At 43.5% G+C, this 21,367-nt stretch carries 17 protein-coding genes; 8 read left to right on the top strand and 9 right to left on the bottom strand.

What is annotated here, in order from left to right:
* The first annotated feature begins 77 nt into the window (after positions 1 to 77).
* Positions 78 to 296 (top strand): SlyX family protein, encoded by a 219-nt coding sequence (locus tag BM100_RS17900; RefSeq protein ID WP_092513442.1) that lies wholly within the window; start codon positions 78 to 80, stop codon positions 294 to 296.
* Between the two features lie 189 nt (positions 297 to 485).
* Here BM100_RS17900 and slyD read toward each other — a convergent pair whose 3' ends face one another.
* The 4 genes from slyD to kefG form a co-directional block, all read right to left on the bottom strand.
* Complete coding sequence (gene slyD / locus BM100_RS17895; RefSeq protein WP_092513440.1) at positions 486 to 1,016, bottom strand: peptidylprolyl isomerase; 531 nt, start codon at positions 1,014 to 1,016, stop codon at positions 486 to 488.
* Between the two features lie 411 nt (positions 1,017 to 1,427).
* Positions 1,428 to 1,631 (bottom strand): YheV family putative zinc ribbon protein, encoded by a 204-nt coding sequence (locus BM100_RS17890; protein ID WP_092513438.1) that lies wholly within the window; start codon positions 1,629 to 1,631, stop codon positions 1,428 to 1,430.
* Between the two features lie 14 nt (positions 1,632 to 1,645).
* Positions 1,646 to 3,451: a glutathione-regulated potassium-efflux system protein KefB gene (gene kefB / locus BM100_RS17885; protein WP_092513436.1), complete on the bottom strand. Its 1,806-nt coding sequence runs from the start codon at positions 3,449 to 3,451 to the stop codon at positions 1,646 to 1,648.
* Positions 3,452 to 3,453: 2 nt separating this feature from the next.
* Entirely contained in the window at positions 3,454 to 4,017 is a 564-nt protein-coding gene (gene kefG, locus BM100_RS17880; RefSeq protein WP_092513434.1) for a glutathione-regulated potassium-efflux system ancillary protein KefG, read from the bottom strand.
* A gap of 116 nt (positions 4,018 to 4,133) precedes the next feature.
* On the opposite strand from kefG, the gene BM100_RS17875 reads away from it, so the two are divergent.
* On the top strand, positions 4,134 to 6,089 hold the full coding sequence (locus tag BM100_RS17875) for an ABC transporter ATP-binding protein (protein ID WP_092513432.1): 1,956 nt from the start codon (positions 4,134 to 4,136) through the stop codon (positions 6,087 to 6,089).
* 375 nt (positions 6,090 to 6,464) lie between these two features.
* On the opposite strand, the gene BM100_RS23195 is transcribed toward BM100_RS17875, so the two are convergent.
* Both BM100_RS23195 and BM100_RS17865 read right to left on the bottom strand, forming a co-directional pair.
* Positions 6,465 to 7,355, bottom strand: a complete 891-nt coding sequence (locus BM100_RS23195; protein WP_092513462.1) for a LysR family transcriptional regulator — start codon at positions 7,353 to 7,355, stop codon at positions 6,465 to 6,467.
* Positions 7,356 to 8,431: 1,076 nt separating this feature from the next.
* Positions 8,432 to 11,473, bottom strand: a complete 3,042-nt coding sequence (locus tag BM100_RS17865; RefSeq protein ID WP_169924747.1) for an inverse autotransporter beta domain-containing protein — start codon at positions 11,471 to 11,473, stop codon at positions 8,432 to 8,434.
* Positions 11,474 to 12,291: 818 nt separating this feature from the next.
* Here BM100_RS17865 and murQ point away from each other — a divergent pair.
* Together murQ and murP are read left to right on the top strand one after the other, a co-directional pair.
* Entirely contained in the window at positions 12,292 to 13,215 is a 924-nt protein-coding gene (murQ, locus tag BM100_RS17860) for an N-acetylmuramic acid 6-phosphate etherase (protein ID WP_092513428.1), read from the top strand.
* 198 nt (positions 13,216 to 13,413) lie between these two features.
* Complete coding sequence (gene murP, locus BM100_RS17855; RefSeq protein ID WP_092513426.1) at positions 13,414 to 14,898, top strand: PTS N-acetylmuramic acid transporter subunit IIBC; 1,485 nt, start codon at positions 13,414 to 13,416, stop codon at positions 14,896 to 14,898.
* Positions 14,899 to 14,915: 17 nt separating this feature from the next.
* Here murP and BM100_RS17850 read toward each other — a convergent pair whose 3' ends face one another.
* A complete protein-coding gene (locus tag BM100_RS17850; protein ID WP_092513424.1) occupies positions 14,916 to 15,521 on the bottom strand; it encodes a LysE family translocator in 606 nt (201 codons plus the stop codon).
* A gap of 100 nt (positions 15,522 to 15,621) precedes the next feature.
* Here BM100_RS17850 and BM100_RS17845 point away from each other — a divergent pair, with 100 nt between their 5' ends.
* The 4 genes from BM100_RS17845 (at position 15,622) to crp (ending at position 18,996) form a co-directional block, all read left to right on the top strand.
* Complete coding sequence (locus BM100_RS17845; protein ID WP_092513422.1) at positions 15,622 to 16,698, top strand: hydrolase; 1,077 nt, start codon at positions 15,622 to 15,624, stop codon at positions 16,696 to 16,698.
* Entirely contained in the window at positions 16,695 to 16,913 is a 219-nt protein-coding gene (locus tag BM100_RS17840; RefSeq protein WP_092513420.1) for a YheU family protein, read from the top strand. The genes BM100_RS17845 and BM100_RS17840 overlap by 4 nt, the downstream gene beginning before the upstream one ends.
* 76 nt (positions 16,914 to 16,989) lie before the next feature.
* Complete coding sequence (locus tag BM100_RS17835; RefSeq protein ID WP_092513418.1) at positions 16,990 to 17,859, top strand: phosphoribulokinase; 870 nt, start codon at positions 16,990 to 16,992, stop codon at positions 17,857 to 17,859.
* A gap of 504 nt (positions 17,860 to 18,363) precedes the next feature.
* Complete coding sequence (gene crp / locus BM100_RS17830; RefSeq protein WP_004240730.1) at positions 18,364 to 18,996, top strand: cAMP-activated global transcriptional regulator CRP; 633 nt, start codon at positions 18,364 to 18,366, stop codon at positions 18,994 to 18,996.
* A gap of 127 nt (positions 18,997 to 19,123) precedes the next feature.
* On the opposite strand, the gene BM100_RS17825 is transcribed toward crp, so the two are convergent.
* Positions 19,124 to 20,347 carry an aspartate aminotransferase family protein gene (locus BM100_RS17825; protein WP_092513416.1) on the bottom strand — a complete coding sequence of 408 codons (1,224 nt, stop codon included), beginning with the start codon at positions 20,345 to 20,347 and terminating at the stop codon, positions 19,124 to 19,126.
* A 122-nt stretch (positions 20,348 to 20,469) separates the two neighbouring features.
* Positions 20,470 to 21,045: an aminodeoxychorismate synthase component II gene (locus BM100_RS17820; RefSeq protein ID WP_092513414.1), complete on the bottom strand. Its 576-nt coding sequence runs from the start codon at positions 21,043 to 21,045 to the stop codon at positions 20,470 to 20,472.
* Positions 21,046 to 21,367 lie beyond the last annotated feature (322 nt).

Genomic DNA, 21,367 nt, shown 5'->3' with positions numbered 1-21,367 from the left:
TATTTAATGATAGTGTTACTTAGTGCGAGCAATTGTTCCACGATGCAATTAATTAAACAGACGCAGGAGAAAAGGTAATGGAATTATCCGATTTTGAACAAAGAATGGAGCAGGTGGAAACTAAACTGGCCTATCAGGAAGCCACCATTGAAGAATTGAACCAAGAAGTCAGAAGACAGCAAATTGAAACCGACAGATTGAAAGAGCAGCTACGGCTAATGGCTGAACGTCTGAAAACCCACCAATCGTCGATTATTGCCCCACTTTCTGAGGAAACTCCGCCTCCTCATTATTGATGCTCATGATTAATGTGCATCAGTATGATTAATGGTGGAAAATATCAGCCAAGGAAGGCTGAAGAACAACAGGATAAAAATAAAAAAAAAAAGAGAAGCCCATGCGAGCCTCCCTTTTTCTTCTGCTTACTGATTTTTCAGCTTGCCGGTTTATTCAGGCTGTCAGCTAAAAATGCTCAGTCGCTTCAATTAATGGCAGCCGCCACCGCAGCATCCATGTTCATCGTGCTCATGGTGATGATCGTGCTCTCCACCTTGGCCATGCACATGGCCATGTTCCAATTCTTCTTCAGTCGCTTCACGGATTGCGACAATTTCAACATTGAATTTCAGGTCTTGGCCAGCCAGCATGTGGTTGGCATCAACAACAACTTCATCGCCTTCAATCGCAGTGATTTCAACTGGGATAGGCCCTTGATCTGTGTCAGCCAGAAAACGCATGCCAACCTGAATATCATCAACACCGACAAATACGTCTTTTGGCGCACGCTGAACCAGATTTTCATCATACTGACCGTATGCATCGCCCGCTTCTACACTTACGTCGAAACGTTCACCTGCCTCACGGCCTTCCAGTGCTTTTTCCAATCCACTGATCAGAGAACCACGGCCATGCAGATAGTCTAACGGTGCGCTCACCGGGGACTCATCAACTAAAACACCATCTTCTGTTCTTACTTGATAAGCCAGGCTTACCACCACGTCTTTTGCTACTTTCATGACAACTCCTACATACCCGAGGAAAAAATCCGTAAGGGAAAGTTTTTTACCGCTTAAAAAATGCCGTTAATTGTAACGGAATTCTACGTCGCTGTACCTAGGAATGATGAAATTTATCCATGATTTATTGTTAATACATTTATTAATAAGAACATTTATTAATAAGAGCCTAGATAAATTAGAACCAAGATTAATGGGTTCATTTACTCCCATGAATTTTGGATTGCATCGCAGCAATAAGGGAATGGCAAATTTTCCAGGAACGAATTCACCCGGCCAAAGACTGGCCTTCGGCGAGAGGCAAAAGCCTCTCATTTATCCCGAATACATGGCTCACCGCATGTTGATAAAAACGGCGGCCGGGAGTGAGTGCAGCTCCGAAAGCTGCCACCTGAAAGGCAAAGGGGATAATTATTGTGGTGTAAAAATACCAATAACCTGCTCTTGCCCTCGGATGTGCGACGTCACGGCCTCATCTGTTTGTCTCTGTATATGGCCACAGCTAACGCACTCCACAATATCAACCTTATTCTCTTGCCACATTGCCAGCGTATCCTGTGACTGGCATTTCGGACAAACCGCTCCCGCAATAAAACGCTTACGACTTACTGACATAATTCACCCCGACATTACTCATATTCGTCCCATCCTTCCGGTTGGCGACGTTCATTCATCATTTCTCGTTCAAATAGTTCTTCCAATTCCCTGCGGGCTTCTTTCACACGGGTTATTTGCGCCAAATCGCCGTGTAAATGGGGCATAAGCTCACGCAGCATTCGCATGTCCAACCGCCGGAAATGCTGCTGCGCACGATGAGCCTGATGTGGATGTATACCCAACCGGATCAAAACCTTGCGTCCTAAATCCAAGGCACTGGCAAATGTTTCCCGGTTAAAATCCTTCACACCGCTCTGTAACAGTTCGTGAGCTTCCAGACGCCCTCTGGCGCGAGCAATAATATGCAGGTGAGAAAAATGTTTTTGGCATAGGCGCACAATTGTCATTGTATCTTCCGGCTCATCACAGGTAACAACAATCGCCTTGGCTTTCTCGGCTCCCGCTGAACGCAATAATTCTAATTCGCTCGCATCGCCATAATACACCTTATAACCATAACGACGCATCGTACTAATGACACTCACATCACGTTCCAATACCGTAATGCGGATCTTATTGGCCATCAGCAAGCGCCCGACCACTTGTCCAAAACGGCCAAACCCCACCAGAATCACCTGTGGGTCATTATCTTCCACAAATGGTTGTTCGCCGTGTTCTTCTTGTGCGTTATAACGGTGTGCCAGCAGTTTTTCAATCAGTTGCATGACCAGAGGTGTTGTCATCATCGACAATGTCACGACAACCAGCAAAAGCGACATCTGATTCTGCTCCAGTACCCCTTGTCCGAGCGCGACAGAAAATAGCACGAATGCAAATTCCCCTCCCTGACTTAGCACCCCGGAGAATTGCAGGCTCGACGATTTCCTCATACCGGATATCCTCCCGAGCAGATAAAGTATGAGTCCTTTTACCAGCACCAAGCCTAATACGCTCAATAGGACGCTAAATAAATTGGTTAGCAAGACACCCATATTCAAGGACATGCCGACAGAAATGAAAAATAGGCCCAGCAACAATCCTTTGAATGGTTCAATGGCAATTTCCAGCTCATGGCGATATTCGCTGTCTGCCAGCAAAACACCGGCAATGAACGTACCCAGTGCCATTGAAAAGCCCAATTTTTCCATGAAAATCGCTGCCCCCAATACAACCAACAGCGAAGCGGCCGTAAACACCTCCCTGATGCCGCATTTTACTACCAGCCTGAACAGTGGCCGCAGCAAATATCGCCCACCCAGCAACATGCCTGCAAAGGCCATGATTTTCAGTGCGATGCGATACCAGTCACTGGAGCCGGCTCCGCCAGCCAGCAAAGGAATCACAGCTAACGCAGGAATGACAGCCATGTCCTGAAACAACAAGACAGAAAAACCGAGCTTTCCGCCTTCATTGCCTTTCATTCCCTTCTCTTTCATTAATTGCAACGCCATTGCCGTTGATGACATTGCCAATCCAATGCCGCCAATCACCGCTGCCTGCCAAGAGAAATTCGTCAGATAAAGCAACAGGGCCAGCACCAGCGCCGTTAATATCACCTGCGCCGTACCCACACCAAAAATAGATCGCCTGAGTTGCCAGAGCTTTGTCGGATTCAACTCAAGGCCGATGATAAACATCAGGAAAACAACACCAAGCTCAGAGAAATGCAGGATTTCATCGACATCCTTGATAAATCCGATTCCCCACGGCCCAAGCGCAATGCCGGCAATAAGATAGCCCAACACCGCGCCAATCCTGGCTTTTTGTGCAAGGGGAACCGCCACAACAACAGCAAACAAGAACAGTGTTCCGACATTTAACAGCGCTGACGTCTCCATGATCACAACCCTCCCAAAGACAATGGCATTTTCAGCCATTCGTGATAAGCATTGGCATGGCTCGCAAGCACTTCAGGCTTTTGGCGTCTGGCCCAATAAATTATCATCGGTGATAACCAATGCATCTGGCACATTGATGCAGTCAGCTCGAAAGGCCGGAGGATTTCCTCCATCGGGTAGCGATTCGAGCCACCTCTTTTATAGGCACCTTCCGGCTCCCCGGTCGTAATGACGGAACGCCAGTATTTGCCCCTCAACGCCTGCTCAGCACCGTTGACAAAATCACGGCTCAGCACACGATCCATCCACTCTTTCAATAGAGCCGGACAACTGTATGTATATAAAGGATGTTGGAAGACAATTACTTTGTGTTCACGCAGAAGTTGCTGTTCAAAAGCAATGTCGATGAAAAAATCAGGATAACAACCATAGAGATCATGAACAGTCACATGCTCCAGCCCCCGCACAAACCGCAATAGAGCTTTATTCGCAACTGAATTCAGGGGTTCAGGATGGATATATAACAGTAATACTTTCGGTGGCGATATATTAGGTGATAAAGACATCAATCCCCCCAAGGCGTGTCAGAACACATATTTTCCGCTACCATGCACGCCAAGCTATCAAATTGAATACATATGATCTAATTATTAACTTAACACATATTAAGTAGACAACATCTATGATTGTTTTCTCTTCATTGCAAATCCGCCGTGGCATTCGTGTCCTTCTGGACAATGCCAGCGCAACCGTAAATCCGGGCCAGAAAATAGGATTGGTTGGCAAAAATGGTTGCGGTAAATCTACTCTGCTGGCATTACTGAAAAATGAACTTCAGGCTGAAGCAGGCTCAGTCACATTTCCCTCCAATTGGTCATTGGCATGGGTTAATCAGGAGACGCCAGCCCTCGAAACCTCAGCGCTAGAATATGTGATCGATGGCGATCGTGAATTCCGCCAACTGGAACAGAAGCTGAACCTCGCCAACGAGCAAAATGATGGGCACGCCATTGCCCACATTCATGGCTTGCTCGATGCTATTCAGGCATGGACAATCCGTTCCAAGGCTTCCAGTCTGCTGCATGGGCTTGGGTTCTCCCAAGCCCAACTGGAACAGCCTGTCAGTTCATTTTCCGGTGGCTGGCGCATGCGCCTTAATTTGGCACAGGCACTGATTTGTCGTTCCGATTTACTCTTACTTGACGAACCGACCAACCACCTTGATTTGGACGCCGTTATCTGGCTCGAAAAGTGGCTAAAAAACTATACCGGCACTTTGATTCTGATCTCCCACGACAGGGATTTCCTCGATCCAATCATTGATAAAGTGCTGCATATTGAGCAACAGAGCCTGTATGAATACACTGGCAACTACTCCTCTTTCGAACGGCAACGTGTAGCCAAGCTCGCCCAGCAACAGGCGCTGTACCAAAGCCAGCAGGAAAAAGTGGCACATTTGCAAAGCTACATTGATCGCTTCCGGGCCAAAGCCACCAAGGCAAAGCAAGCGCAAAGCCGCATTAAAATGCTGGAAAGGATGGAGCTCATCGCCCCGGCCCATGTGGATAATCCCTTCCATTTCAGTTTTCGCCAACCGGACAGCCTGCCAAATCCGCTTTTGAACATGAAAAAAGTCAGTGCGGGTTATGGCGACAAAACCGTACTGGATTCCATTAAATTAAACTTGGTGCCGGGTTCACGTATCGGCCTGTTAGGTCGCAATGGTGCAGGTAAATCGACACTGATCAAGCTGCTGGCAGGAGAGCTTGAGCCACAACAGGGAACGATATCCTTATCAAAAGGCATTAAATTAGGGTACTTCGCACAGCACCAACTGGAATACCTGCGGGCAGATGAATCGCCATTACAGCATTTAGTCCGGATAGCGCCACAAGAAACTGAGCAACAACTTCGGGATTATCTGGGCGGTTTTGGTTTTAAAGGCGATCAAGTGACCGATCCCAGCGGCCGTTTTTCCGGTGGTGAAAAAGCGCGCTTGGTATTGGCGCTCATTGTCTGGCAGCGCCCCAATCTTTTGCTGCTGGATGAACCGACCAACCACCTTGATCTCGACATGAGGCAGGCACTGACCGAAGCTGTCATCGATTTTGAGGGCGCTTTAGTTGTGGTATCGCATGATCGGCATTTGCTGCGCTCCACTACAGATGAACTTTATTTGGTACATGACGGTGAAGTGGAACCTTTCTCGGGTGATCTCGAAGATTACCAGCAATGGCTGACAGAATTGCAGCGCCAACAAATGCGTGACAGCCAAGAGAAAATGAAAGCGGGCACTGAATCCGTGGCAAATGGAAGCCAAAATTTCAGTGCCCAAGAGCGCAAAGATCAAAAGCGGCGTGAAGCGGAATTCCGCAATCAAACTCAGCCGTTGCGTAAAAAACTTGCCACCCTTGAAAAGCAGATGGATAAATTGGGGGTTGAATTGGCGACATTAGAAGAGAAATTGTCAGACAATAATCTCTACGAAAATGAGCGCAAAACTGAATTAACAGAATGCCTGCAACAACAGACGGAAACAAAATCCAAACTAGAAGATGTTGAAATAGAATGGATGGATATTCAGGAACAACTTGAGCAAATGACTGACGCATTTAATGCGGCTCAAGGTGCTGATTAAACGCCCATTTTTCGGGTATATAATCGGGCATAATGATACTATGCCCGGTTATATCCCGCCGTCTGTTCAATTACCGTCTATTTAATCACCATTTAATCAATCAATAGCCCAAACAAGCAATTACTCAAATATTGAAAATATGATTCCTTATTTACAGAACGGAAAATGCCAAGAAACCTCACTGCTCATTTATTACTGAGAAAATGTTTACAAGACATATACCCTATTAACTCCAAGTTTCAGGAAGCAACGTATTATCATCCCGCGTCGCGGGATGATAATACATGCACCTTGAAGTACGACGCATATACAATAAAGTTCACTCATATAAAGAGTAAAAAGAAAAAATGCTTTTAAAGAAACAACTACACCGAGTTATACATTCGCAACCCATGTAGAAAAATCTTCGGCATCATTAATTAAACACTCATCTATTGAATTTGACCATACAACACCGAGATCAACTTTCTTATCTGTTTCAATAATTTCCAAAGAGTCCATATAGTATTCAGGAATAGAACTAATCATCCGTTTTGGGACACACGTATAAGCACTATTTTTTGTAATCATATCAATAATCAGCATGATATCACTTGTCTGCAATAACAGATGCATATTTTCACCGGTATAAATGGGGAAAACATTAAGGAAATCAGTTAACTCAACCGCTTCTTTATTTTCTGATGAAGCTGCCGAAAAAAAACCATTCCCAATTTTATTCAGAGCAGACTTAAAACTAGATATTAATTGACTGCTTTTTTTAAAGATATAAACCAGCTTTTCTGTAAATACCTTTTTGGGTTCCAGATGTAAAATTGAAGCCATAGGCATTACAGCAACATGTAACATTCCTGCATTCAATAAATTTAGCTGCTGTTCAACTGACAGCCCGGTCACCAATGCCAGTACGACATTCCCTTTATTTCCGGCAATCTTCTTCTCTATTTGAGAATAGTTGTGGATGGGAAAGCAGGAACCGACATACAAATGCCTGACCAAATTTTCTTTTGAATCAAAATGTACCTGACTTTTAAACTGTTCATAGTGCGTTAGAAACTTTCTGGTATTTTCCAGAGTCTTCTGCCCAAAGTTCGTTAACCTCGTACCATTCGGCCCTCTTGTAAATAATGAAGCCCCAAGAATGTCTTCCAAACCATGTATTTTTTTCGTCAAAGCAGGCTGAGAAAGATAAAGTCTCTCTGAAGCTTTATGATAGTTCAGAGTTTCAGCCAAAACGATAAAAGCTTCAAGATTGCGTATATCCATGTTCTTTCGCCCAATGATTGTTAAATAACTACAAAACATTACAGATTCATGGTGATAGCATTTTAACTTAGTGTTTTTGCCAAAGATTTTATCAATTCAACTTGTCAAAATGTCAACTAATAGAATGTTAGTTAATAAGGGGACAATTAGCAAAATATTTATTATTCGCACAAATTGATTACTTAAACGAACAATTTCACATGAAATCAACAAGGGTATTTTCCTTTGCAAAGCAAGAAAAAAATTACTCTCTTTCATCCATGTTTCTTCCCCTTTCCATTTTGCAAACTACAGATATCCCGGCTTAACTAACATGTAAAATTGGAAAAAGCATCATAAAAACAATCCAATCATGATTATTCCACATCGTAAAGTTAGGAGTAGCACCAAGATCCAAATAATGGTCTTAAGGTTATCAATCGATAACTTTTATTTATTGGTAACTAACTTTTACAAAGGCTAAACCATGAAAATAAAAATATCATATCGTGAAACTATTGTGTAGCTAATTTAATTACTCCGTATTTTGTTATTACACAAAAATAAGAATATTATATCTGAATTACTCGTAATCCGTAATAAACAACCAAAATTCATATTAACTCTAGTTTCGGCAATTAAATAAAGTTTCACTTTATGAGCTATTTATTATTTACACCCATTACGTGTTAATAAATAACCTTAAATTTTAAAAATAGAATAAAGTGCAACAATAACAATGAATACCATCATAAAGCCTATTTTTTATTCATTATATAAATTAAGAAAAATGGCATAAAATTCAAACAGTAATAAATAATGATGGGTAGATGGTGAATTTCATTTCTTGTAACTGCAACAATACAGATACTCTTATTTCAATTTTCTGTTCTTTTTTATATCGGAATATTCTGTATTGATATGATATTTTATGATAAAGGCGTGATAATTTTCATCGAGAATTAACACATTACTGACGATAAAAGAACCAACATAATAATAAATTTAAAGAAAACCATTACCATAATTTAAATAAACCATATATGGCTAAAAATAATAAAGGCTCAGAAACCTGAGCCTTTGTTTTACCTTACTATTTAATCAGGCAATTTGCACAATAATCTGGCTGTATCCTCAGGATTAGCGTCTATTTTTCTCTTGTTCTCGTAATCATATAGGAAAAACTGGGATGGATTATGGCTGAAAGCCACTTTTATTTTTGTATTAATAACTTCCTCTGGGTCACTTCCATAAGGTAAAAGCCCTAATCCCAGAACATGACCATATTCATGCAAGAAAGATTTATCTGTGTCAGTTGAAGCCGAAGTTCCAACATCAGAGTCCGTCATTGATTTCACATTGCTCAGCCCCAATGAATATTGGGGGGCAAGCGTTTCGCATGTGCTATTCCCGGTTTGTTCTCCCAATTTCACATAGCCATCATTTTCAACATCCGGGCTAAACACATATCTGCGTGGGTGAAAATGGTATTGATAGATGTACTTAGCTTTCGTATCTCTATTGGTTACTGTTGCTGTAACAGTGGTTGGCTCCTTTAATGCCCTAAACTGTTTAGGCGGGAAAGAGATATGTCCTCTGGAGTCGTCTACTTTTACAACAGGCCCCGAAGTGGAATATTTGACTTCGCCAAGAAGATGCAGAGGTTGACCGTCCGATGCTGTTTCAGAATCCTTGGTTAACAAAATACGTAACTTATTATGGACATTGTATGGTTTTTTCTGCTGATCAGAAGGAATGTAAAAATAATGCTCATGCTGATCCATAACCATAATTCCGGCATTTTGAGGTACGGCATTAAAGCTGACCAGCGTTTTTGCGAGAGCGGATTTTTCTTTCTTGTCATTAGTGACGACGCTTATTTTGGCTTGAATATCATCCATGCCCACATTACTCACTAATAAAGCCGTTAAATAACCACCATCATCCGTCGTTTTCTGAATTTCTTTAAAAATTAAATCATCCGGCAAATTCTTATCGACAATACTCCAAGTGACGTTTTCAAAACTCCAATTCCGTAAGGGTTGTTTGTATTTATCATCAACAACCAAGACTTTATAGGTATATGCATCTTGTTTATTACCTAAAAGAGGCCCGGGAGGAGAAACTTCTATTTGATCCTTGAAGTCAATATCAACCGATTTTGCGTGAACAAAGGTAAAGCCCGGTGATGATATCTTTGCGCCATTCTGGAGTGAAAGAGAGATTATGGCATCTTTGATTTCCGCCGTACTCATCACGGTCGCCGTCAATTCCCCTTTGCCATTTGTTTTTGTCGGCCCCGCGGTTAACACCATCCCGCTAACCCCTTTTTCTATTGCCCACTTGGGCGTGAGATCTTCGTTATCTGCAACTGGATTGTTCTTGTCATCAACGATGATTGCAGTAAAGGTATAACTATTGCCCAAGGCAAGCGGTCCGTGTGGTGAAACATCTATCGAACTGATCTGGTACTGAGATTCACTGAAATTGATTGTGTGAATCTTGGTTTTGGGCATTCCTGTCATTTCAAGGTAAACCGCAACGTTTCCAACGGGCTTCTTACTGGTGATGTTCACCAGTAACTGCCCTTTATCGTTACTTGTACCGGAGCCGATCTCTTCTAATTTCACCGCCTTTTTCAGATCGGTTGAACTGCCTTCAGGGAGTTCAACGCTCCATTTAATATTTTGGAACGCAATATTGGACAGAGGAGCATTCTCTTTATGGCCATACGTGATCGTGCTCGCCAATGTATAGCCATCGGTCAATGGAGTAATTTGCGGTTCACCCTTAACAACAAAAGGTTCAACCGTGACAAGCATTTCAGCTTCTTTCGATTTTCTGCCATTCTCATCTTCCACTATGGCATAAATCGGGTACGTGTTTATCCCATTGAGGATATAATTCGGCAGGATAATGCCGATTGGATTCGTACCACTGATATTCGGCAGATCTCCCCCATTTTTTCTCAAGTTACCCCCTGCCCGCCATGTAATCTGCTTGATGGGTTTTTCCGAGACAATATGGGGCATCACTAATTTCATCTGAGAGCTGTATCCATTGAGGGAGGCAGGCAAGGTAACTTTCAGCTCCTGTTTTTTTCTATAATCCAGCACGATATTGTTATTTCTTTCCACCAAGTCGTAACGGCTTCCAGCCAGTGTACGCATAGAAGCCACATGCTCAGGTGAAATCTGCACACCAAACGGTACGCCAAACCGATAGTTTATGTTGGCCTGAAATAACGCTTCACTGTGCCCGCTACTTCCGTATTTGTAATCGATTCCGACGGTCATCAATGGAATTGGCGTATAAGTCAGGCCGACTCTGCCAAGGCTGGGGTTTTTCTGTCTGGTGTTTCGGTTAAACAGAGCCACGTTATCACCGAAGTACTGCTCATAACTCAGTTTTCCCCCAAGATTCGGATAGGATGGCAGGAAAAACTCGCCATTGAGATCAAAGCCATTGGCAGGGCGCTCATCATAGTCCTTCTCTTTGACAGATTGATGCCAGCCATTCAAGCGCCAGTAGGTATTGGCAGACAGTTTAATATAATCAGCCCAGACTTCTCCGCCTAAACCGAATCGTTTATTGTTACCCGTCGAGTCGTAATCGTAGAAAGTATTTAGCCCATACATCCAGCCAGGAGTGAAATAACGTCCACCTAAACCAAAGTTAATCGTATTACGACTATCTTTATTTCGATAGCCGACTTGAGAGAAAAATAACCATTCCGCTTTATTATCATAAAGCGGAAACAATAAATCCAATGAGCTATTATCCAATTTCCCTTCTCTATCAAGAGAGAATTGAATTTTTGCTGTACCAAATTGAGATAACCATTTTTGTGTTTCTGTTACCACCGCGCTATTTAACTTACTGACGGCATAAGATTTAGTTTGATCAGCAATTTGAGAAGGCGAAGAAACAAGTAAATTACCAACCGTATGAATATTTTGAGAAATTATATTAAACCCATCTTCATTTTTATTATTCTGTGGGTAAATAGGTGTTTTATCTGCATGATGATTATAGATTTCTTTATCTTTTGCAAATGCATCCATGGAAATAAACAAAAAAATCAACGTGCATATTAACATAAAACCACGAACGAACTTACCGTAAGCATACGAGTCCATACTTGAACACCCCATAATTTATATACACCCTTCAGCTTTCAAGTTACAGCTTTGCGGGCTACGCTCACTTACCCCAGTCCCCGTTTTTATAGATATATATTTCGTCTTTCAAATTGCCTCTTTGTTGGCTGCCCTCATTCACCCCAGCCACCTAGTTAGCTATGCTCCCGGGGATTATGAAAGGCTCCTGCCTCTCACCGGAGGCCAGCCTTTGGCTGTCCAAATTCGTTCCCGGCGAATTTGTCATTTTCTTTTCGCCGCGATGCAATTTGAAATCTATTGCGTATATACGGTTACCTGTGCATTTGATAATTCCTTTTATTTCTGTTGCTTATTACTTTTATTTATTGCCACGCTGATTCAATCCAATATCTATTAAGATTGAATTCACTAATTTTCATTGTGAAATGATTTCATCTAAGAACAACCCAATAAAATATATACATCTAAAATACATTAGGGAATTTTCCCATAATGTGTAATGAAATATTTTTATCAATTGATAACTATTTTAAATTTCATTTTTTAAACATCATGTATTACATAAAAATAACTCTGGCATTAAACAGGTTAAAAAGCATAATGACATTATAGAATTAACAGTATTTAATTATCCAAATACACAAAACTGTTTTATCTCTTAGGGCTTTCACTGGTTATTTGCACTTGATTCAATGGAAAGCAATTTACAGTGCGGCGAAAAGAGAATGACTCATTCGTCAGGGATGCATTTTCCCGCCAACAAAGGCGGCAATTTGAAAGACGAACGGTATATAATATAACTCATTATAAACTCCTATGACTTACGGCAGAAAATAATGAAAATAGACCTAACCAATATGGTGACGGAGAGTCGTAACCCCGCCAGCTCTCACATCGATCAATTATCAACGTACGATATGCTTCGCGTTATCAATGACGAAGATAAAAAAGTCGCCCTTGCTGTTGAAAAAACATTGCCTCAAATTGCCAGCGTGGTTGATAAAGTTGCTGATGCATTCCGTCAAGGAGGACGCTTGATCTACAGCGGAGCCGGCACTTCTGGTCGGCTGGGAATTTTAGATGCCAGTGAATGCCCACCGACTTATGGTACCAAGCCAGAACAAGTGATCGGTTTGATCGCCGGAGGGCATCAGGCAATTCTGAAAGCTGTCGAAAATGCAGAAGATAATCGGCAATTGGGCATGGATGATCTTAAAGGACTACACTTTAATCAACGGGATGTATTGGTCGGGATCGCCGCCAGTGGCCGGACTCCTTATGTTTTGGGTGCGATGGAATATGCAGCATCCGTCGGGGCTACCGTCGCCAGCATCAGTTGCAATCCAGACAGCCCAATGGCGCAATCGGCAGATATCGCCATCATCCCCGTGGTCGGGCCGGAGGTTGTAACAGGCTCTTCCCGCATGAAAGCCGGTACCGCACAAAAAATGGTACTGAATATGATAACAACCGGTGCCATGATCCGGATTGGCAAGGTCTATGGCAATTTAATGGTCGATGTTGAAGCGACCAATGCGAAGTTAATTGAACGTCAGAAAAACATTGTCATGGCCGCCACTGAGTGCAGCAGGGAAATAGCGGAACACGCACTGAATGCCTGCGGTGGTCATTGTAAAACCGCAATCGTGATGATTTTATCGGGCGTGAATGCCGAGGAAGCCAGCGCATTATTGGCAGAAAACCAAGGATTTATCCGGCCAGCGATACCCAATGGATTTAAAGATTCAGCGCAACGGTAAGGGAATGACAAATTCGCCGCGAACGAATTTGAACAGCCAAAGGCTGGCCTCCGGTGAGAGGCAGAAGCCTTTCATAATCCCCGGGAACCTAGGTGACTAGGTGACTGGGGTGAGTGTAAGCCAACAAAGCTGAAACTTGAAAAACGAAGGGTATATATTAAAAGACCGATAATCATTACCTCTCTGAAGGGGTTATAAATGGCCAAAATTAATCAGGAAATGTTGGTCGAAATACTCAGTGCCATTGGCGGGGCTGACAACGTTGCACACAGCGGCAATTGCATGACCCGCCTGCGCTTGACTCTACGCAATGATTCACTTGTTGATAAAGCCAGATTAAAGAAAATTGCAGGAGTTTTGGGCATCATCGAAAGTGATGACCAGCTCCAGATTGTTCTTGGTCCCGGCAAAGCCCAGGCTGCCGCAGACTTGATGAATACTCTACTCAGTGAAAATACTCGGCCAAGTGAATCACATCACCCCAATGAACCAACACCGGGCTCTGCTGAACTTCATTCCGACAATCTAAAAGACATCGCTTCTTCCAATAAAAAACATCTCAAAGAAAAACAAACCAGCTCAATCCATAAATTTCTAGCGAAGTTTGCCACTATTTTCACACCGCTGATCCCCGGTTTCATTGCCGTTGGCCTGTTATTGGGCTTCGCTACATTACTGGAGCAAATTTTTGTCAAAGGCGTGGCAGATCCCAATGCAGCTTTGGTTGAACTACTCGGTTACATGAAAATATTCAGCAAAGGCATGTTCAGCTTCCTGAGTATTCTGATTGGTTACAATGCACAAAAAGCCTTCGGCGGTTCTGGCGTTAATGGAGCCATTATCGCTTCTCTGTTCGTACTGGGCTATAACGCTGAAGCCACCAGCGGATTTTATTCTGGCATCAGCAATTTCTTTGGTTTCGCCATTGATCCCCGAGGCAATATCATTGGTGTCTTGATTGCCTGTATCCTTGGCGCTTGGGTGGAAAAACAGATCCGCAAAATAATGCCGTCTGATCTGGATATGATCCTGACATCCGCCATTACCCTGCTCATCATGGGGGCCATCGCCTTTGTCATCATTATGCCTATCGGCAGTTATTTATTTACGGCGATGTCATGGCTGTTCATTCACTTGAATGGCAATCCATTCGGCACAGCCATTCTGGCAGGGCTGTTTTTGATCGCCGTTATGTTCGGCGTTCATCAGGGTTTCGTCCCCGTCTATTTTGCTTTGATGGATGCACAGGGCTTCAACTCGTTATTTCCGATCCTCGCCATGGCCGGAGCCGGTCAGGTCGGTTCTGCACTGGCGCTGTATGTGAAATCCCCCAAAAATTCGCTGCTGCGAACTCAAATCAAAGGCGCCATTATTCCGGGATTTCTCGGGATCGGGGAACCTTTAATTTATGGTGTCACGCTGCCCCGTGTTAAGCCTTTTGTCACTGCCTGTCTCGGCGGTGCCATTGGTGGATTTTTTATTGGTTTGATTGCGTGGTGGGGATTGCCCGTCGGATTAAATAGTGTATTCGGCCCTTCAGGGCTGGTGGCCCTCCCCCTGATGACGTCCAATAGTGGCATTTTCACGGGGATGGCAGTATATGCAGCCGGGTTGCTCGTCGCTTATATCGCAGGCTTTATCCTGACATTATTCTTTGGCAGTAAAAATATTGACCTGAGTTAATTCTATCCAATCAATGATTAGCCAAGCCAGATTAAAGGTACACAAGTCGCTGTCGCAATGCCCATGATAGTATTAAATATAATCCATGAACGGCGATGACTTAATAGGCGGCTAATCATTGAGCCGAGTATCAACCAAACTGAACCCGTGACAATATTGGCAATGAATAATACCAGGCTGATGACCAAAATAGAGTGGTAATATTGTTCCCCTGTCAGACTATAACTACTGACAGCTCCCACCCCCATCAACCATGCCTTCGGATTTAAAAATTGTAATAGCCAGCCCTGATGAATTTTAAGTGCTGCGTCTACCGACTTGCCTGTTTCCAAACGCTTATAATGTGATGTAGCCATTTTCCAAGCCAACCACAATAAATACAGACTCCCCAGCACTTTTAAACCAGTATGCATGATAGGATAAATGAGCAACAACGCTGCAATACCAAAAGCAGACAGCAATAAAATTGTTTGTATTCCCAAAATAATGCCCAAGAACAATGGCATAGAACGACGAATACCAAAATTAGCCCCTGAGGATGTCAATAATATATTATTAGGACCCGGTGTTATCGCAGAAATAAAGATAAAGATACTAAGAGAGAATATCAAACTTACTGTCATAAACTTCTTCCGCCGGATGAGATTGTTAATGTTTATTTTCTAAAAAGATAGCAATATGTTATTTCACAAACAAGATAACTGATTACGAAATCAATTCATTATGAGTGAGAACTTTTATCCCCTGAGGGGGGCGAGTAACCCCCATTTACAAACGATTTTACCTCGCCTGCTCCGACGCCATCCCAAACTGCAACCACACTGGCAGCGCCTCAACCTGCCCGATGATGATTTTGTGGATTTAGCCTGGAGCGAAGATCCTGAAACAGCCTCCCATAAACCACGGTTAGTGCTTTTTCATGGCCTGGAAGGGGGCTTCAGCAGTCCTTACGCACACGGCCTTATCAGCGCCTGTAAGGAAAAAGGCTGGCTCGGCGTTGTGATGCATTTTCGCGGATGCAGTGGTGAGCCGAATCGCCAGCAACGCATTTACCACTCAGGGGAAACCAATGATGCACGCTATTTCCTGAATTGGTTAAAAACCACTTATGGCGATGCCCCTACTGCGGCGGTCGGCTATTCCCTTGGCGGCAATATGCTGGCTTGTTATTTAGCCGAAGAACAAGAACGGGCGCAGGTGGATGCCGCTATCATCGTCTCGGCCCCATTTCTGCTGGAAGCCTGTTCCAGACGGATGGAGCAAGGGTTTTCCCAAATTTATCAACATTACCTGCTCAATAAGCTGAAAAACAACGCCACGCGTAAGTTACTGCGTTATCCTAACTCCCTGCCATTGAGCCTTAGCCAACTGAATTCAATGAAGAAACTGCGGGAGTTTGATAATGCCATCACATCCAAGCTCCACGGATTTAAAGATGCGGAAGATTATTACCACCAGTGCAGCGCGCTGCCCCGTTTGCCGGATATCACGGTGCCGCTGTTGATTATCCACGCTAAAGATGATCCATTTATGGCACCGGAAGTGATCCCTGACCTGGCCCATTTACCGGCCAATATTCAATATCAACTGACCGAACATGGTGGCCATGTCGGTTTTGTCAGTGGTTCCTTGAAAACACCGCAAATGTGGCTGGAGCAACGAATTCCTGACTGGCTGATGCCTTATTTAGAGCCATCCCAGTTAAAGCAATCGCCTCAAAGACCGTTATCTCAACAACAAGTATCCGAAAAACAACCGGCTACAGCGCAATCCCAACATCATCAGGAGCCATTACAATGATGATACCGTGGCAACAACTTGAGCCAGACACCCTGCTTAATTTAATAGAAAGTTTTGTTTTGCGCGAAGGGACAGATTACGGCGAACAAGAAAAAACACTTGAACAAAAAGTACAGGACATTAAACGCCAACTTGAACGAGGTGAGGTTCTGCTGGTATGGTCTGAATTACATGAAACAGTCAATATCATGCCTAAGGAGATGTTCCGTTCATAAGGTTTGGCTTAGGTTTCTCATGATAACTTTCTGATTAAAAATACAATTTAAAGCTTTATCGATAAGGAGTTTGTTCATGTCTGCCAAATATCCTGTCATTGCAATCACTGGTTCCAGTGGAGCAGGAACAACAACAACCAGTGTGGCTTTCCGCAAGATTTTCCAGCAACTTGGTGCAACAGCCGCACTCATTGAAGGGGATAGTTTCCATCGTTATACGCGTCCTGAAATGGATGCTGAAATTCGAAAAGCAAAAGAACAGGGCAGGCATATCAGTTACTTTGGGCCAGAAGCCAATGATTTCAGTATGCTGGAGCAAACTTTCTCTGGCTATGGCGAAACGGGGAATGGCCGCTGCCGGAAATACCTGCATACCTATGATGAAGCCATGCCCTACAATCAACTTCCTGGCACATTTACGCCGTGGGAGCCTTTACCCTCAGACACCGATATTCTCTTTTATGAAGGGCTGCATGGGGGTGTCGTGACTCCCCAGCACAATGTTGCCAGCCATGTTGACCTGCTGGTTGGGGTCGTCCCCATCGTCAACCTGGAATGGATACAGAAATTGATCCGTGATACGAGTGAGCGCGGACATTCCAGAGAAGCCGTCATGGATTCTGTTGTCCGTTCAATGGACGATTATATCCGCTACATCACCCCACAGTTTTCACGTACCCACATTAACTTTCAACGAGTTCCTACGGTTGATACTTCCAACCCATTCTCTGCCAAAGCGATTCCTTCGCTGGATGAAAGTTTTATCGTGATCCGTTTCCGTGGCCTAACCCAAATCGATTTCCCCTATTTACTCGCGATGCTTCAGGGGTCATTTATTTCCAGCATCGATACCATCGTCGTCCCTGGCGGGAAAATGGGCCTGGCCATGGAATTAATTATGGCTCCGCTGGTGAAACAATTGCTGGAAGGCAAAAAGATCTCATGATCTAAAGTTCATTTTATTTTTAATGAAACAGGTAACAAAAAATAATGCTGCCTGTTTTATTTAAATAATTAACCAATTTATGTCGCAATAAACTCACGATAAAAAACCTTTCCCTAAATAAGTCCAAATAGGATGAAACTTTACATTTCAGGCGCGGCGCCTAGCCTTATTTTTTCCTTTTTGATAAATACAAAATCAATAAAACCGCTTCATCAGGCTAATTTCTGGTAATCTAGCGACCAGTTTAATATGCTGAAGCGATACAGGAGAAGACAGAAACGTTTTCCTGTGTTACAAACTAGGTTACAAGCGAGACTGGCAAGAAGTATGGGCGAAGATCAATACACCAGCATATTGAAATTCTTATCATCCATATAAAATTTCCGCTTGTCAGTTTTTCAGCAAGTTAATATGTTAATCTATTGACTTTATAAAGCCAGCCTAGAGGGAAACAGTCAGTTTCTCACTGCATAAAGGCGGAAATAACAACAGAGGATAAAGCGAATGGTTCTCGGCAAGCCACAAACAGACCCTACTCTTGAATGGTTTTTGTCACACTGCCATATTCACAAATATCCATCCAAGAGCACGCTTATTCATCAAGGTGAGAAAGCAGAGACGCTTTACTACATTGTTAAAGGTTCGGTTGCTGTTCTAATAAAAGATGAAGAAGGCAAGGAGATGATTCTCTCTTATTTAAATCAGGGAGATTTCATTGGTGAACTTGGATTGTTTGAGGAAGGGCAAGAGCGTACGGCATGGGTACGAGCTAAAAGTGCCTGTGAAGTGGCTGAAATTTCCTACAAGAAATTTCGCCAGTTAATTCAGGTTAACCCTGACATTCTGATGCGTTTATCTGCTCAGATGGCAAGTCGTCTACAAACGACTTCTGAAAAAGTGGGGAACTTAGCCTTTCTGGACGTTACTGGCCGTATCGCCCAGACTTTACTCAACCTGGCCAAACAGCCCGATGCAATGACCCATCCTGATGGTATGCAAATTAAAATTACACGTCAGGAAATCGGGCAGATTGTTGGTTGCTCCCGTGAAACGGTTGGCCGCATTCTGAAAATGCTGGAAGATCAAAACCTGATCTCTGCACATGGTAAAACTATTGTTGTTTATGGAACCCGTTAGTTCCTGAACGTCTAAATTCAGCCAGTGTCATCCCTCGATCCCACACTGGCTGCTTTATTATCTTCCTGCTGTCTGCCGATTTATTCTCTCTTCTTCTTTTTGTTCGTTTTTCTTTCTGCTCGCCGGCTTATTCGCCCCATTTCAACCAACGCGCTATCGCACGATCCAACCGAGCCATGCCTTCTGCTATATCATTCTCAGGAATGATTAATGATGGTGTAAAACGTAAAATACTCTCTCCGGCGCTCAACAGCATCAAACCTTGCTCCGCCGCGTGCTGCAATATTTCTTTGGATTTCCCCTGATATTCAGCTTGCAATACAGCCCCAATCAACAGCCCTTTTCCACGAAATTCGTGAAAGATGCCATATTTTTGGTTCAGTTTTTCCAGAGCATGGATAATCAAATCATGCCGTTTTTCCACTCCCGCCAACACTTCCGGTGTATTGATAATATCAATTGCGGCATTTCCCACAGAGCACGCCAGTGGGTTTCCCCCATAGGTTGTTCCATGAGATCCGATTTCCATTGCCGCCGCAATAGCATCTGTGGTTAGCATTGCACTGATTGGAAAACCGCCTCCCAAGGCTTTTGCTGTAGTCAGAATATCCGGAATGACGCCATAATGCTGGTACGCATACAGCTTACCAGTACGCCCCATTCCACTCTGAACCTCATCAAACACCAACAAGGCTTGGTGTTTATCACACAATTCACGCACACCCTGCAAAAATTCTGCCGTCGCAGGCGTCACCCCACCTTCTCCCTGAATGGGTTCCAGAACAACGGCACAGGTATCATCATCCATTACCATTTTGACCGCATCCAAGTCATTGAAAGGAACATGGATAATATCAGCGGGCTTAGGGCCGAACCCATCGGCGTATTTCGGTTGTCCGCCGACTGAAACGGTAAAAAATGTGCGTCCATGAAACGCCTGATGGAAAGCGATAATTTTGGTTTTATGAGGATGATGGCGGGTAATGGCATAACGGCGAGCCAGTTTAAATGCAGCTTCATTCGCCTCAGCACCCGAATTGGCGAAAAAGACCTTTTGTGCAAACGTTGCATCAATCAGTTTTTGCGCCAGAGTTAAAGCGGATTCATTGGTGAAAACATTGCTAACATGCCACAATTTTTCGCCTTGCAGTTTCAGGGCCTCAGCCAAGGCTGGATGGCAATGCCCCAAGGCCAAAACAGCAATACCGCCAGCAAAATCAATGTATTCGTTATCTAGCTGATCCCATATTCGGCTGCCCTTCCCGCGAACAGGAATAAAACTTGCCGGTGCATAAACTGGCAACATCACCTGATTGAAGGTATTTAGATTTTTTCCCGCATGCTCTGCCATTTCCCTCACCTTGTTTTTATATTTGCCATATCAAAATGAAATAATAATCATAAAATATGAATAAAAAATCAGATGGTGGCAAATAAAAAAACAACGTTGTGAGGGGAAATCTTGATATGTAGCTAATATTTAAGGAAATTATTCAACAACTCATGCCCTTGCTCACTGAGAATGCTCTCAGGGTGAAACTGCACACCTTCCAGCGGCAAAGTACGGTGACGTATCCCCATAATCTCATCCACGTTGCCATCACGCTGACTCCATGCGGTTACTTCAAATGAAGCTGGAAGCGTCTCAGCCGCAATGACCAAAGAATGATAACGTGTAACAGTTAATGGGTGATCCAATCCCTTAAACACACCCTGCTGGCTGTGGTGAAGCAGGCTGGTTTTTCCATGCATGACTTCCCGGGCTTTAACCACACTGGCACCAAAGGCTTGCCCTATCGCCTGATGCCCCAGGCACACGCCAAGAATAGGCACTTTTCCCGCAAAATGCGAAATCGCTTCCAGCGAGATCCCTGCTTCGTTGGGTGTGCAAGGACCCGGAGAGATCACTAAATGTGTAGGAGCCAGCTTTTCGATATCTTCAAGCTGTAACTCATCATTACGCTTAACTAAAACCTCTGTCCCCAACTCGCAAAAATATTGATATAAATTGAATGTAAAAGAGTCGTAATTATCGATTATTAATAACATAGGAGTATATCCTACTGATTTTATAGTTTTATAAGTTGCCCTACCCCGTAAGGGTATTATGCATTTTGTATTACGTAAAAATCAGGCAAAACAGTACCAATGGCAACGAAGCACTCATCATACCACATAAGCACTTTTAAAATAGTGGCGACAGAGCAAGGGAAAAACAGGGAGGGAACGAAAACTCAATGTGCTTCCGGCCGTTGACGGCCGAAAATCTATAGATTTCAAAAAACCAGCAGGTTTCAAGTTGCAGCAAGGCGGAAGAAAGGAAAACCACTCCCAGAAGCACCTCTGACAATATTGCCGTCAGTGGGCGTAG

Origin of the sequence: Xenorhabdus mauleonii (assembly GCF_900113945.1) — a bacterium.
Lineage (GTDB): Bacteria > Pseudomonadota > Gammaproteobacteria > Enterobacterales > Enterobacteriaceae > Xenorhabdus > Xenorhabdus mauleonii.
The sequence above is the reverse complement of the archived record's forward strand: the minus strand, read 5'-3'. Positions and strand labels throughout refer to the sequence as shown.

What these genes read in the sequence shown, in the direction of transcription:
- BM100_RS17835 (WP_092513418.1), top strand. Translation starts at nt 16,990, where the DNA reads ATGTCTGCCAAATATCCTGTCATTGCAATCACTGGTTCCAGTGGAGCA.
- murP (WP_092513426.1), top strand. Translation starts at nt 13,414, where the DNA reads ATGGCCAAAATTAATCAGGAAATGTTGGTCGAAATACTCAGTGCCATT.
- BM100_RS17875 (WP_092513432.1), top strand. Translation starts at nt 4,134, where the DNA reads ATGATTGTTTTCTCTTCATTGCAAATCCGCCGTGGCATTCGTGTCCTT.
- kefG (WP_092513434.1), bottom strand. Translation starts at nt 4,017, where the DNA reads ATGTCTTTATCACCTAATATATCGCCACCGAAAGTATTACTGTTATAT.
- BM100_RS17840 (WP_092513420.1), top strand. Translation starts at nt 16,695, where the DNA reads ATGATGATACCGTGGCAACAACTTGAGCCAGACACCCTGCTTAATTTA.
- BM100_RS17825 (WP_092513416.1), bottom strand. Translation starts at nt 20,347, where the DNA reads ATGGCAGAGCATGCGGGAAAAAATCTAAATACCTTCAATCAGGTGATG.
- slyD (WP_092513440.1), bottom strand. Translation starts at nt 1,016, where the DNA reads ATGAAAGTAGCAAAAGACGTGGTGGTAAGCCTGGCTTATCAAGTAAGA.
- BM100_RS17820 (WP_092513414.1), bottom strand. Translation starts at nt 21,045, where the DNA reads ATGTTATTAATAATCGATAATTACGACTCTTTTACATTCAATTTATAT.
- BM100_RS17900 (WP_092513442.1), top strand. Translation starts at nt 78, where the DNA reads ATGGAATTATCCGATTTTGAACAAAGAATGGAGCAGGTGGAAACTAAA.
- crp (WP_004240730.1), top strand. Translation starts at nt 18,364, where the DNA reads ATGGTTCTCGGCAAGCCACAAACAGACCCTACTCTTGAATGGTTTTTG.
- BM100_RS17865 (WP_169924747.1), bottom strand. Translation starts at nt 11,473, where the DNA reads ATGGACTCGTATGCTTACGGTAAGTTCGTTCGTGGTTTTATGTTAATA.
- murQ (WP_092513428.1), top strand. Translation starts at nt 12,292, where the DNA reads ATGAAAATAGACCTAACCAATATGGTGACGGAGAGTCGTAACCCCGCC.
- BM100_RS23195 (WP_092513462.1), bottom strand. Translation starts at nt 7,355, where the DNA reads ATGGATATACGCAATCTTGAAGCTTTTATCGTTTTGGCTGAAACTCTG.
- BM100_RS17845 (WP_092513422.1), top strand. Translation starts at nt 15,622, where the DNA reads ATGAGTGAGAACTTTTATCCCCTGAGGGGGGCGAGTAACCCCCATTTA.
- BM100_RS17890 (WP_092513438.1), bottom strand. Translation starts at nt 1,631, where the DNA reads ATGTCAGTAAGTCGTAAGCGTTTTATTGCGGGAGCGGTTTGTCCGAAA.
- kefB (WP_092513436.1), bottom strand. Translation starts at nt 3,451, where the DNA reads ATGGAGACGTCAGCGCTGTTAAATGTCGGAACACTGTTCTTGTTTGCT.
- BM100_RS17850 (WP_092513424.1), bottom strand. Translation starts at nt 15,521, where the DNA reads ATGACAGTAAGTTTGATATTCTCTCTTAGTATCTTTATCTTTATTTCT.